Below are 12304 nucleotides of genomic sequence, written 5' to 3'. Positions count from 1 at the left end.
TAATTCAGGCCTTCGCTGCTCACGGCGGCGAAGAATGTGATTGGGAAACAAGGATTTAGCGCCCTAGTGCCTGTCTCGTTTCCGGCTCCACATGACCGGCCAATGGGATGTAGCCAAGCGATCGAACTCTCTCCTCTATGAGGAACGATGCGGTACGATCCTCATCCAGTTGCAGCGCAAGCGTTCCGTTTGCATGGCTGACATCGACATCGCTCACGCCGGGCAGGTGGTACATCGCCTTTTCGATTTTCAATGCGCAGGCGGCGCAATCCATGCCGTCGATATACAGCTTGTAGGGGCGTGTCGCCGCCATGATGTCACCTCGACAAACTCGATGTGACGCACTAGATAGACCCTGTAGTAACTACAGGGTCAAGCGATGAACCGGGAAATCCTGACAATCGGCCATCTGGCGCGGCAGACGGGCACCAAAGTCGAGACGATCCGCTTCTATGAGAAGAACGGTCTCTTGCCGGAACCTTCGCGCACCGACGGCAATTATCGTGCCTATGAACAGGAACATCTCGACCGGTTGAGCTTCATCAGGCGTGCCCGCGACCTCGGCTTCTCGCTCGACCAGGTCAGGACGCTATTGATGCTCGCCGACGACCGCAGCCAGTCCTGTGCGGCCGTCGATGCAGTTGCCAGGGAACGTCGAAACGAGGTCGAGAGAAAGATAAGCGACCTTATCGCGCTCAAGGGTGAACTCGACAGGATTATAGATCGGTGCGAATGCGGGATAGTTGCCGACTGCAGAATCATCGAGTCGCTATCAACAGCAGGCTCGTAGTCTCCCACACCGGTATGTCCTTCACGCATTCAGGTTGATAACGCGCTCCCGGGTTCCATATGTGGCTTTTCGCAACGTTCGGCTGAACGGGTTGAAATTTCGCGAGAATTGGTCAGTATCGCATGATGTCCCGTTTCCTCGCCCAGCTCATTGTCGTCAGCCTTTTGTGGGGGTGCCTGTCCGCTGGCGCATCCGCCGACTCGTTCTATGGTGAGGCGAACGAGGCCATCGTTCATGCGACAGGAACGGAGCGCGCTGCGGATTCCACTTCCGGCTCGATCTGCGATGTCTGCCACATTCTCCAGCATGTCGTGCTTGTGCCCCGAAGCGAGTTCCTGGTGACGCTCGCGACGAGCCATGTTCCCGTTTCCGGTGACGAAAGTGCTGCAAGCCGGCTGCTTTATCCCGAAGGTCCCCCTCCAGAAATAGCGATCGCCTGAGCCTGAACGCGTTCCCGTCCGGGGACGCCCGATGTCTTTTATCTACAGGTGATCCATGAAAGGTTCATTCCGCCCTTGGCGGAGAGCCCTGTCCGGCATTTTTCTGTCGGCGGGACTCGCGATGCCGGTGTTCGCGTCGGACACGGCATCGGTAACGCTCGACGAAGCCATCGCCATCGCGCTGTCGCAGAACACGCAGGCGCGCATCGCTTTCGAGGCAATCGGTGAACGAACCGCAGAAGCGCGGCAAGCGGGGCTTCCGCCCAATCCCGAACTCGGCCTCGAAGTCGAGAATGTGCTCGGCTCCGGCCTCTATCGCGGCACGGAGGAGGCGGATGTCACGCTCGGCCTCACGCAGCGTATCGAAACGGGCGGCAAGCGCGAAAACAGGAAGCGTCTCTCCCGCCTTTCGGAAGCGGTCGCCGCCGCAGAAAGAGATGTTGTGGAGCGCCGCCTGCGCGAGGCGGTAACGCATGCCTTCAACGGATTGCTTGCCGCACAGCAAGAAGCGGAAACGACTTCGGCCGCGGCGGAGCGGGTCCGCGGCCTCGTGCCGGCGCTGCGTCAGCGCTTCGAACGGGGAGCTTCTTCAGAAGCCGATCTCAATCGCGGATTGCTCGCACTCGATCTCGCCGAGATCAGGGCGGGGACGAAACAGGCCGAGTTGCGCACGGCACAGCAAACACTGCTCGCCCTCTGGTCGGAGAGCGCCTATCGTCCGTTACGCGCCGAGGGCGCTTTCGCCGTTCCGGCAACGCCGCTTCCCGGCCTCGACGAACTCGAAGCCATGCTCGACAGCCATCCGGCGGTGCTGGGCGGACAACAGACCGTGAGTGTGCGCCGCGCGGCCTTCGACCTGGAAAAGTCGAATGCCTATCCGGATGTGACGCTGGGCGCAGGCGCCCGCCATTTCGCAGGAACGGACGAAAGCGCGTTCCTCTTCTCCGTCTCCATTCCTATCTCCGTCTTCGACCGCAATCAGGGCAATATCGACGCCGCATCGAGCCGCGTCGTGCAAGCCGATCTCGATGCGCGGCGAACGAGGGTGGAACTCGCCCGCGAATTGCAACAGTCGCATCAGACCTACAGCAGCCGTTGCCGTGAAGCGGAGCGGCTTGGCAGATCGGTCGTCCCCACATCGGCAAAAACATCCGCCGCAATCCGCGAAGGCTATCTCGCGGGCCGTTTTGGCGTACTCGATCTTCTCGATGCGCTGCAGACCAGCGCCGACAGCCGGATGCAGGAAACGGAGGCCCTTCTCGCCTGCCGTAATGCGCTGGCCTCCATCGAAATTCTGACCGGCCTTTCCGGCAAGGAAGAAGCGGCCGAAGGAGATGCACAATGAAAACGATCAAGACGGAAATCCTGGCGCGCCGGTTGCTCGCTTCGGGCCTGGCTGTCGCCCTCGCCATATCGCCCGCCCTGGCACAGGGCGACCGCGATCATGACCATGGCGGCGACAAGGCCGTGGAGGAACATCACGACCATCGTGATGGGAGTGAAAGCGAAGAGGAGCACGACGCTCATGGCGAGGACGCCCATGACGGTCACGGCCACGACGAAGAGGATGGACATGACGAGAGCGGCCACGGGCACAGCCATGACGACGAGCATGACGAGCATGAAGATGGTCATGTAACGCTGACGCCTGCGCAGATCGGCAACGCACGGCTGGAAATCGCCGAGGCGGGGCCGGGCATGCTCCGCCCCTCGCTCAATCTTTTCGGTATCGTCAGGCCCGATCTCGACAGGCTTGTCCATGTCGTGCCGCGCTTTCCGGGGATCGTGATCGGTGTGAACAAGCGCCTTGGCGACCGCGTGGAGCGGGGAGACATTCTGGCGACCATTGAAAGCAACGAGAGCCTGCGCGCCTATCCGCTCATCGCTTCCGTTTCCGGGCGCGTCATCCTCGGAAATGTCGTGCCCGGCCAGTTCGCGGGAACGGACGATCCGCTGATGGTCGTCGCCGATCTTTCGACCGTCTGGCTCGATCTTCAGGTTCATCGCCACGATGCCGGCCTCATCCGCGAGGGACAGCGTGTCGTTTTTCCATCGGAGAATGGCGGCGGCGAGGTCGAGGCGGTGATTTCCTATGTGTCGCCTATCGCCGCGCAGGACACGCAGAGCGTACTCGCCCGCGCGACGGTCGCGAACCCGGAGGGCCATCTTCAGCCCGGACTTTTTGTTACGGCCTCGGTGATGCAGGAACCCTTAGCGGCGCCGGTGACGGTGAAGCGCGAGGCGATCCTCCATGACGGTGCGGCGGCATTCGTCTATGTGCCGGGCGAGGAAGGCTCCTTCGAGCGGGCGCCGGTGAAGACCGGCCGGAGCGACGGCGTCCGCATCGAAATCCTCGAAGGGCTCGATGCAGGCGCATCCTATGTCGCGGGCAATGCCTTCCTCCTCAAGGCCGAGGCGGGCAAGAACGCCGCCGCGCATTCGCATTGAGGAGATGAAACATGATACCTGCAATCGTCTCCTTCTGCGTCAGGCACCGCTGGCTGGTGCTGCTGACGGTCGCCTTCGTCGCGGGCTTCGGCGCCTATAATTTCACGCGCCTGCCGATCGACGCCGTGCCGGACATCACCAATGTCCAGGTGCAGATCAACACCTCCGCGCCCGGCTATTCTCCCGTCGAGGTGGAGCAGCGCATCACCTTTCCGCTGGAAACGGCGATGGGCGGCCTGCCCGGCCTCGACTACACGCGCTCGCTTTCGCGCTACGGCCTGTCGCAGGTCACGGTCGTCTTCGTGGACGGCACGGACATCTACCGCGCGCGGCAGTTGATTGGCGAACGTATTCAGGCCGTTTCCGGCGAGTTGCCGCCCGACGTCGAAACGGCCATGGGCCCGGTTTCGACCGGCCTCGGCGAAATCTACATGTACCGCATGGAGGCCGCTCCGGATGCGCGCAATGCTGAAGGCGTGCCCTATACGCTCTCGGACCTGCGCGCGATCCATGACTGGATGGTGCGTCCGCAACTGCGCACCGTTCCGGGCGTGGTCGAGGTAAATGCCATCGGCGGTTATGAGCGGCAGATCCATGTCGTGCCCGACCCTTACCGGCTCACCTCCTTCAATCTCTCCTTCGCCGATGTCGCGAAGGCGCTCGAGGACAACAACGTCAATCAGGGCGCGGGCTATATCGAGCGGAACGGAGAGCAATATCTGATCCGCCTGCCGGGCCAGCTTGGCGATGCGGCGGAGTTCGGCGAGGTGCTGCTCGGCACGCATAATGGCAGGCCAATCTATATCCACGATGTCGCGGAAGTGACCTTCGGCAAGGAGCTCCGCACCGGCGCGGCGACGCATGACGGCGAGGAAACCGTTCTCGGCACCGCTGTGATGCTGATGGGCGAGAACAGCCGCGAAGTGGCAAGCGCCGTTCGCGGCAAGCTGAAGCAGATCGAGCGAAACCTGCCCGACGGCGTGACAATCGAAACGCTCTACGACCGCACCGATCTCGTCCAGAAGACCATCGCCACCGTCCGTAACAATCTCGTGGAAGGCGCGGTGCTCGTCATCGTTGTCCTTTTCATGCTGTTGCGAAGTATCCGGGCGGCGCTCATCACCGCCGCTGTCATTCCGCTTTCCATGCTGATCGCGGTGACGGGCATGGTGGAGTACCGCATCAGCGCCAACCTGATGAGCCTCGGCGCCATCGACTTCGGCCTGATCGTGGATGGCGCCGTCATCATCACAGAGAATTGCTTGAGACGTCTTTCCGAAGAACGGAAGCATCTGGGGCGCACACTCGGCCTCGACGAACGCTTCGCTGTGGTGGTGGACGCGACGCGCGAGGTGATAACGCCGGCCATGTTCGGCTCCTTCATCATCACGGTCGTCTATCTGCCGATCCTCACATTGACCGGCGTGGAAGGAAAAATGTTCACGCCTATGGCGGTCACGGTCGTCCTCGCGCTTCTCGGGGCAATGGCGCTGGCGGTCACTTTCGTTCCGGCGGCCATCGCCATTTTCGTGCGCGGCGATGTGGAGGAGAAGGAGAGCCTCATCATGCGCTGGGCGCAGAAGGGTTACCAGCCAGCACTTCGCTTCGCGCTTGGCCGTCAGAAGACAATCGCCATCGCGGCGGCGGCGCTCGTGCTCGTGGCCGCGCTCGGCGCGACGCGCTTCGGCACCGAGTTCATCCCGAGGCTCGACGAGGGCGACGTTGCGGTGCAGGTGCTCCGCATGCCGGGCACGAGCCTTACGCAATCGGTGGAGATGCAGAAACAGGTCGAAAGGGCACTGATCGAGCTTCCCGAAGTGCGGGAGGTCTTCGCAAGGACGGGCACGGCGGAAGTTGCAACCGACCCTATGCCGCCCAGCATCTCGGACGCCTATGTGATGATCGAACCGCGCTCCTCCTGGCCGAACCCGCGCAAGCGGAAAGCCGAGCTTCTGCAGGAGATAGACGAGAAGCTCGCCGCCATACCGGGAGCGAATTACGAGGTCTCGCAGCCCATCGAGCTCCGCTTCAACGAGCTCATCTCGGGCGTCCGTTCGGATGTCGGCATCAAGATATTCGGCGACGATATGGACAAGCTCCTCGCCTCTGCGAACGAGGTGGCCGCTATCGTTCAACGGATCGAAGGCGCGACCGACGTGCAGGTGGAGCAGGTGGAGGGGCTTCCCGTCCTCTCCATCGAGGTGAAGCGCGATGTGGCGGCCCGCTTCGGGCTCTCCGTCGCGGAGATACAGACGGTCGTGCAGGCGGCGATAGGCGGCGCGCGGGCAGGTACCTTTTATGAAGGAGATTGGCGTACGCCCGTTTTCGTGCGCCTGCCTGAGACACTCCGGCAGGATATGGACCGCCTGCGGGAACTGCCGATTCCGCTACCGCCGGCACATGAAGCGGAGGACCGTTTCGCGCCTGCCTCCTATTCACCCTTCGGCGAAGGCATGCCGCGCGTCGTACCGCTCCGCGAGGTGGCGGAGATCGCCCTCGCGCCCGGACCGAACCAGATCAGCCGCGAGAACGGCAAGCGGCGGATCACGGTGACGGCCAATATCCGCGAGCGCGACCTCGGCTCCTTCGTGGACGAGGCGCGGGCTGCCGTGGCGGCGCAGGTGCAATTGCCGCCCGGCTACTGGTTCGAATGGGGCGGGCAGTTCGAGCAGCTCGTCTCGGCGGCGAAGCGGCTTTCCATCGTCGTGCCCGCAGCGCTGGTGCTGATCTTCGCTTTGCTCTTCGCGAGCCTCGGCACGGCGAGGGACGCGCTGCTCGTTTTCTCGGGCGTACCGCTCGCGCTCACGGGCGGGCTCGCGGCGCTGGCGCTTCGGGGCATGCCGCTCTCGATCTCGGCAGGCGTCGGCTTCATCGCGCTCTCGGGCGTCGCGGTGCTGAACGGCCTCGTCATCATCAGCTTCATCAAGAACCTGCGGGCGCGGGGTCTTCCCCTCGATGAAGCGATCCGGCAGGGGGCCATGACGCGGCTCCGCCCGGTGCTGATGACGGCGCTCGTTGCCTCGCTCGGCTTCGTGCCTATGGCGCTGGCGACAAGCGCGGGCGCGGAGGTGCAGCGCCCGCTCGCCACGGTGGTGATCGGCGGCATCCTGTCCTCCACCATCCTCACGCTGCTCGTGCTGCCCGCGATCTACCGCCTCGCCCATGCGCGGGACGAAGAAGAACGAGCAGCCTGACGGGTCCGTGCGGACCCGATGGCGGCACCCCCGGCCGGGCTTCCGTGTCCCGGCCGGGGGGCATCTTTCGACGCTTCTCCGAGGATCCGGAATGAAAAGAAAAGGCGCAATTCTACTTAAGTGTGGATAACGCCTCATCGATGAGGGCCTCCGGCGAGAAGTCGGGCCTCCGGAGCGCCCGAAGCCAGCCGAGATAGAACGGAAGATGCCGGGTCGAGACGCCGCGCACCTGCCGGTTGACGAAGGTCTTCGTGCGCTCGTGATGGGCATTCACATGACCGAGCCCGAGCCGTCCGGGGCGGCGAGGTTTTCCGCCAACGGCCTTCGTTGCCTGCGTCTTCTTCGGGGTCATGATGCGGCGATGTTCCGAGCCCGCTTTCACCGCTGCGCTGACATAGGCCTTGTGCCCGTCGGAGCAGAGAACGGAGCCCGGCGCGATACGCCCCTGAAGCGCGGGAGCGATGGCGGCGCGGTTTGGCAGCACTTCCTCGATGATGCCGCCGGCGTTGTCGAGCGCCGTGAGCACGGGGATTTGCTCGCTGGAGAGTCCCCTGTTGATGGCCGGGCCTCCGCGGTAGCGCGGCGGGCGGTTCTCCGGCGGATTCCCGTTCTGCCAGCCCCGGTGTCCCTTGTAGGAACTCAAAAAGTAGGTTTCATCGGCCTCGATGACGCCTCCCACCCGTTCGGCCTGCCGCAGCGCCTGGGCGCGCAAGAGGCGATGACGCCAGCGCCAGGCGGTCAGCCGCGAGATGCCAAGCCCGCTCGTCTTCACGTCGTCGACCGACTTGAAGCCGGTGGCCATCATGCGGGCGTAGGCAGCCCACTTCTCCGGCTTGCGCATACGGGTGAAGGCGGTGCCGGTGAGGGCGTTGAAGGTTTGGCCGCAGCCGGATGAGCCGCTCCGGCGGCAGCGAAATCGCTGCCTGCCTCCGCGATCGCGGCCGTGTTTCACGATGTCGTCATGACCGCAATGCGGACATCCGCGTCGGCTGCTCACGGCCGCCGAACGGCGCGCAAGCGCGACATCGGCCAGCCGCGATGCGGCGGCGGCCTGGACCACCTCCCCGAGCTCGACGCACTGCTCGGGCGTCAGTTCTCTCGCAACTCGCGCCTTCAGGCGTTCGAACCGGACGGCGTCCATGGGCCCCTCCGTAAGCGGAGAGACAACGCTATGGCCCAAACCTTTCTAAAACAATACATTCTGGCGCTCATCCACACTTAAGTAGAATTGCGCCAAAGAAAATCAATCGCCTGGCTCGTCTGGATCAACAATGGTCGATTGAATCACATTGGACCTGCTTCTAAGAACCCGAACCCGCGCTGGCAAGAGGATAGGCAAGCATGACCGAGAAACTTCGCCTGGACATTCCGATCCTGTTGCCGGAGGTCAACACCGCCGCCGACGCCTGCGTCCAGATCCTGATTGAGCAGATTGCGGGGAAGGAAGGAGTGGAAGACGCGCATGTCGTGGCGGGCGTGGACGGCGAACCGGCGCGGCTTTGCATACATTACGATCCTGACATCCTGCCGCTGCCGCGTATCCGCGACCTGATCGCCGCCGCGGGCGCCAGGATCTCGGAACGGTATGGGCACGCGGTCTGGCAGCTTGATATTCCGCACCAGCGGCGAGCGCGGTCCATTGCCGAACGGCTGAGAACGCTCGACGGCGTGATAGAGGCTGAAGCGAGCGCCACCGGCACCGTGCGCGTGGAGTTCGATAGATCAGCCACATCCGAGGCGACACTCAAGGGCAAACTCGACAAGTTGCAAACCGGCGGCGCAAGGCCGGAAAGGGATTCCCGGGCGGATGAGCATGCCGGTCATGATCACGAAGGCGGCGCATTCGGAGCGAACACCGAGCTGATCTTTTCCTTGCTTTGTGGTGCTCTGCTCGCCGGGGGCTATCTCATCGGGAAGCTTCTGACGGTCCCGGCCTGGCTACCCTTCGCCTGTTATCTCGGTGCCTATTTCTTTGGCGGTCTCTTCACCTTGCGTGAGGCGATAGAGAACCTGCGCCTGAAGAAGTTTGAGATCGACACCCTGATGCTGGTGGCGGCGGCCGGCGCCGCTGTCCTTGGTGCCTGGGCGGAGGGGGCTCTGCTGTTGTTCCTGTTCAGCCTTGGTCATGCCCTTGAGCACTACGCCATGGGACGCGCGAAGCAGGCAATCGAGGCTCTGGCGAAGCTCGCGCCAAGGACCGCACTGGTACGGCGCGACGGCGAATTGCGAGAGGTACCGGTAGAGGATCTCGCCGTCGGCGACATCGTGATCGTCAAGCCGGATTTGCGGCTACCCGCTGACGGTTTCCTGATCAAGGGCGTCAGCAGCGTCAATCAGGCGCCGGTCACCGGCGAAAGCATCCCCGTGGACAAGCGGCCGGTGAGCGATGCGGACGCGGCGCGGGCCAATCCCGACAAGGTCAATGCGGCCCACCGCGTCTTCGCGGGCACCATCAACGGCAATGGCGCTATCGAGATCGAAGTTACGCGCAAGTCTTCCGACACGACCCTCGCAAAGGTCGTGAAGATGGTCAGCGAGGCCGAGACCCAAAAATCGCCGACGCAGCGCTTCACCGACAAATTCGAGCATATCTTCGTGCCGGTGGTACTGGCGTTGGCGGTCATTTTACTGTTCGCCGGACTGGTGATCGACGAACCGTTCCGCGACACCTTTTATCGCGCCATGGCGGTTCTGGTCGCCGCCAGCCCCTGCGCGCTTGCGATCGCAACCCCGAGCGCGGTTCTCTCCGGCGTCGCGCGGGCCGCGCGCGGCGGTGTGCTGGTCAAGGGCGGCGCTCCGCTGGAAAATCTGGGATCCCTGACCGCGATTGCCTTCGACAAGACCGGCACGCTGACGTCCGGAACCCCGCGGATCACCGATATCGTGCCGGCTCATGGCGTGACCGAAAATGAATTGCTGGCGGTCGCGGTTGCCGTGGAAAGCCTCAGCGACCATCCGCTCGCCCGCGCCATTGCGCGGGATGGACGCGAGCGGCTGGGCGGCAAGCCGGTGCCGGAGGCGGACGGCCTCGACAGCCTGACCGGACGTGGTGTGTCGGCGCGCGTCGGTGGCGAAACTGTGTTGATCGGCAAGGCGGAAATGTTCGGGGCCGAGGGCATCGCGCCACTGTCGGATGCCATGCAGAAGACTATCGCGAGGCTGCGTGAGGGGGGCCGAACGACAATGGTGGTCCGGCGCGGCGACCGCGACATCGGCGCCATCGGGCTGATGGATACGCCGCGCGAGGCCGCGAAGATCGCGCTCGCCCGCCTTCACGAACTCGGCATCAAGCGGCTGATCATGATATCTGGCGACCATCAAAAGGTTGCCGAGGCCATTGCCGGTCAGGTTGGCATAGACGAGGCATGGGGCGATCTGATGCCGCAGGACAAGGTCGAGGCGATCAAGAAGCTCCGATCCGAAGGCAAAGTCGCCATGGTTGGCGATGGCGTCAATGACGCGCCCGCCATGGCGACAGCGACGGTCGGCATCGCCATGGGCGCGGCCGGCTCCGACGTTGCCCTGGAGACAGCGGACGTGGCGCTCATGGCCGATGATCTCTCTCATCTTCCTTTTGCGGTGGGGCTGAGCCGGACCGCACGGGCCGTGGTCCTGCAGAATGTGATCGTGAGCCTCGGCGTGGTTGCGCTGCTAGTTCCGTTGACGATCATGGGCCTTGGCATCGGTGCCGCTGTCGCTGTCCATGAGGGATCGACGCTGCTCGTTGTGTTCAATGCGCTGAGGCTGCTCGCATACCGGAAAGAAGTATGAGGCTGAGCGACCACTGATCAGAGACAGGCCACACGCATGCCAAGCCTGAAGCGAGAATGCGGGACCGTTACACAGATTTCCATACTGATGCGTGTCGGAACATGGGAATCTTCGGGCAAGAAAAACTTTGGCACAGGAGTCAATTCCATGAGTTTTCGTGACATTGTCGTTGATGCTTGCCCCAGAAACGACATTCCGCGGACGCTTGAACTGGCGCGTGAAATGGCCATCGCATTTGACGCAAGGCTGTTCGTCGTCGCTTATGCTTGGCCGGTCACAACTGCCGCAGATGTGCTTGCCGGGAACAGGCTCATCGCCGAGAGGCAGATGCAGGAGGCGCTATACGTCACGCGCGCCGCCTTCGATCGCGTTTTCGAGGATACGTCGATTAACGTTGAATGGTGTTCGGGAGTCGGTGATCCGACCACAGTGTTGGGTGAGCATCTCTTGACCGCCGATCTCCTGATCACGAGCGCAGCCGAAGGCCATGGTAACGTTGCGCCCGAGCCGGCAAATCTCGCGCTAGGATCTGGCGCGCCCGTTTTACGACTAGGCTCCGCCTCAGTGACAGGTCGCTTTTCCAGCGTTCTTGTGGCGTGGAAAGGGTGCCCGCAGGCACGTCGCGCTTTACATGACGCATTGCCTATCCTGAAGCGCGCTGACAAGGTGACCGTCGTCGGGGTTGGAAACGAGACAACCGTTGCACAACTCGAAGCGGTTGCCGAACATCTATGCCGGCATGATGTGACGGCAAGCCACCTGCACCTTTCGCATTCGGAGCAAGACGTCTGCGCCGAGCTCATCGGCCATGCACAGCGGGAGAACGCGGACATGATTGTCGCCGGAATTTACAGTCGCGGTCCCCTTGCCCAGCGCGTTTTGGGCGGCGTGACCAGAGAATTGCTCAAGACGTCCGATCTGTCCTGGTTTATGGCCCGTTAATCCCCTCGGTGCCGAAAAACGCCTACAAGGCGGGCAAACAAGGAATTGGCCCGACGGAATCGCCAAACTTCGCGCGGGCCTCCGATTATTCTGGCTCATTGAAAGATTGGCAGCAGGCTGAGGGTCCTGTCTCTCAAGCAGCCACTACCCCGGCATTGTGGGCTCTTCGCTTTCATCAATGGAATTCGGATGAACGGTCTGGAAGACCCCGGCGATATCGACAGGCAAGGCCGTTTTCCGATTGTCGTTTCGCACCACTACCTTCTTCCAGTTCCGCGCTAAATCTCCGGTTCCGGACATATTTCGTCTGGAGCCTTAGATTTAAGTGCGAAGCCGGAAAAAGTTGAAACGAACTGGTAGCGGGCGACCTGCGCTTCGACCCGGTTGCCCCTGCGGCAGGAGGATCGCCGTCGGAGCGATTGCCGGCCTCGTTCCCTGTTCGCTCACTCTCTTCGTCATGACGTATTCGGTATCCTGCGAGACGCCCGGAGCGGGGCTCGCCTTCGCCGCCATCATGATGATCGACGTGGTCGTGACCCTGTGCTTCGTCGCATGGGCAAGTATTTTTGCGCAGCAAGACCTTCTGACATTTATTGCGGAACAGCCTGTGCTTATTGACCGGGCGACGCGATCGCTCGAAGGAGGCGCTGGTGTCGTATTTCTCGCCGTCGCAGTCTTTGAGTTCCTCTAATCCTCTCCTATAAAAACCAGGTTGCGAG

At 62.7% G+C, this 12304-nt stretch carries 10 protein-coding genes; 8 read left to right on the top strand and 2 right to left on the bottom strand.

The genetic code is table 11. The features are described 5' to 3' along the window. Positions 1-55: 55 nt before the first annotated feature. Complete coding sequence (locus PLAV_RS17145; RefSeq protein ID WP_012112308.1) at positions 56-313, bottom strand: heavy-metal-associated domain-containing protein; 258 nt, start codon at positions 311-313, stop codon at positions 56-58. Between the two features lie 66 nt (positions 314-379). Between PLAV_RS17145 and PLAV_RS17140 the strand changes: the two genes are divergently transcribed. From PLAV_RS17140 to PLAV_RS17120, 5 genes are all read left to right on the top strand, one after another. Beyond that, a complete protein-coding gene (locus PLAV_RS17140) occupies positions 380-790 on the top strand; it encodes a MerR family transcriptional regulator (protein ID WP_012112307.1) in 411 nt (136 codons plus the stop codon). A gap of 122 nt (positions 791-912) precedes the next feature. Beyond that, positions 913-1230, top strand: a complete 318-nt coding sequence (locus PLAV_RS17135) for a hypothetical protein (RefSeq protein WP_012112306.1) — start codon at positions 913-915, stop codon at positions 1228-1230. Between the two features lie 55 nt (positions 1231-1285). After that, a complete protein-coding gene (locus tag PLAV_RS17130) occupies positions 1286-2575 on the top strand; it encodes a TolC family protein (RefSeq protein ID WP_083762629.1) in 1290 nt (429 codons plus the stop codon). Next, complete coding sequence (locus PLAV_RS17125) at positions 2572-3678, top strand: efflux RND transporter periplasmic adaptor subunit (RefSeq protein WP_012112304.1); 1107 nt, start codon at positions 2572-2574, stop codon at positions 3676-3678. Before PLAV_RS17130 ends, PLAV_RS17125 begins: the two co-directional genes overlap by 4 nt. An 11-nt stretch (positions 3679-3689) precedes the next feature. Next, positions 3690-6872: an efflux RND transporter permease subunit gene (locus PLAV_RS17120; protein ID WP_012112303.1), complete on the top strand. Its 3183-nt coding sequence runs from the start codon at positions 3690-3692 to the stop codon at positions 6870-6872. A 112-nt stretch (positions 6873-6984) separates the two neighbouring features. Here PLAV_RS17120 and PLAV_RS17115 read toward each other — a convergent pair whose 3' ends face one another. Beyond that, positions 6985-8013 (bottom strand): IS1595-like element ISPla1 family transposase, encoded by a 1029-nt coding sequence (locus tag PLAV_RS17115; RefSeq protein ID WP_012110165.1) that lies wholly within the window; start codon positions 8011-8013, stop codon positions 6985-6987. A gap of 200 nt (positions 8014-8213) precedes the next feature. Here PLAV_RS17115 and PLAV_RS17110 point away from each other — a divergent pair, with 200 nt between their 5' ends. The 3 genes from PLAV_RS17110 to PLAV_RS17100 all read left to right on the top strand — a co-directional run bounded on the left by PLAV_RS17110 (position 8214) and on the right by PLAV_RS17100 (position 12276). Continuing rightward, entirely contained in the window at positions 8214-10643 is a 2430-nt protein-coding gene (locus PLAV_RS17110) for a heavy metal translocating P-type ATPase (protein ID WP_012112302.1), read from the top strand. A gap of 147 nt (positions 10644-10790) precedes the next feature. After that, positions 10791-11585 (top strand): universal stress protein, encoded by a 795-nt coding sequence (locus PLAV_RS17105; protein WP_012112301.1) that lies wholly within the window; start codon positions 10791-10793, stop codon positions 11583-11585. Positions 11586-12042: 457 nt separating this feature from the next. Next, the gene (locus tag PLAV_RS17100) at positions 12043-12276 is read left to right on the top strand and encodes a hypothetical protein (protein WP_049767825.1); all 234 of its coding nucleotides are present in this window, start codon (positions 12043-12045) and stop codon (positions 12274-12276) included. Positions 12277-12304: the final 28 nt, after the last annotated feature.

This window comes from Parvibaculum lavamentivorans DS-1 (assembly GCF_000017565.1).
Lineage (GTDB): Bacteria > Pseudomonadota > Alphaproteobacteria > Parvibaculales > Parvibaculaceae > Parvibaculum > Parvibaculum lavamentivorans.
Note: the sequence above shows the minus strand (reverse complement) of the source record. Positions and strands in the feature narration are given on the sequence as shown.

What these genes read in the sequence shown, in the direction of transcription:
- PLAV_RS17110 (WP_012112302.1), top strand. Translation starts at nt 8,214, where the DNA reads ATGACCGAGAAACTTCGCCTGGACATTCCGATCCTGTTGCCGGAGGTC.
- PLAV_RS17120 (WP_012112303.1), top strand. Translation starts at nt 3,690, where the DNA reads ATGATACCTGCAATCGTCTCCTTCTGCGTCAGGCACCGCTGGCTGGTG.
- PLAV_RS17105 (WP_012112301.1), top strand. Translation starts at nt 10,791, where the DNA reads ATGAGTTTTCGTGACATTGTCGTTGATGCTTGCCCCAGAAACGACATT.
- PLAV_RS17140 (WP_012112307.1), top strand. Translation starts at nt 380, where the DNA reads ATGAACCGGGAAATCCTGACAATCGGCCATCTGGCGCGGCAGACGGGC.
- PLAV_RS17145 (WP_012112308.1), bottom strand. Translation starts at nt 313, where the DNA reads ATGGCGGCGACACGCCCCTACAAGCTGTATATCGACGGCATGGATTGC.
- PLAV_RS17125 (WP_012112304.1), top strand. Translation starts at nt 2,572, where the DNA reads ATGAAAACGATCAAGACGGAAATCCTGGCGCGCCGGTTGCTCGCTTCG.
- PLAV_RS17100 (WP_049767825.1), top strand. Translation starts at nt 12,043, where the DNA reads ATGACGTATTCGGTATCCTGCGAGACGCCCGGAGCGGGGCTCGCCTTC.
- PLAV_RS17135 (WP_012112306.1), top strand. Translation starts at nt 913, where the DNA reads ATGATGTCCCGTTTCCTCGCCCAGCTCATTGTCGTCAGCCTTTTGTGG.
- PLAV_RS17115 (WP_012110165.1), bottom strand. Translation starts at nt 8,013, where the DNA reads ATGGACGCCGTCCGGTTCGAACGCCTGAAGGCGCGAGTTGCGAGAGAA.
- PLAV_RS17130 (WP_083762629.1), top strand. Translation starts at nt 1,286, where the DNA reads ATGAAAGGTTCATTCCGCCCTTGGCGGAGAGCCCTGTCCGGCATTTTT.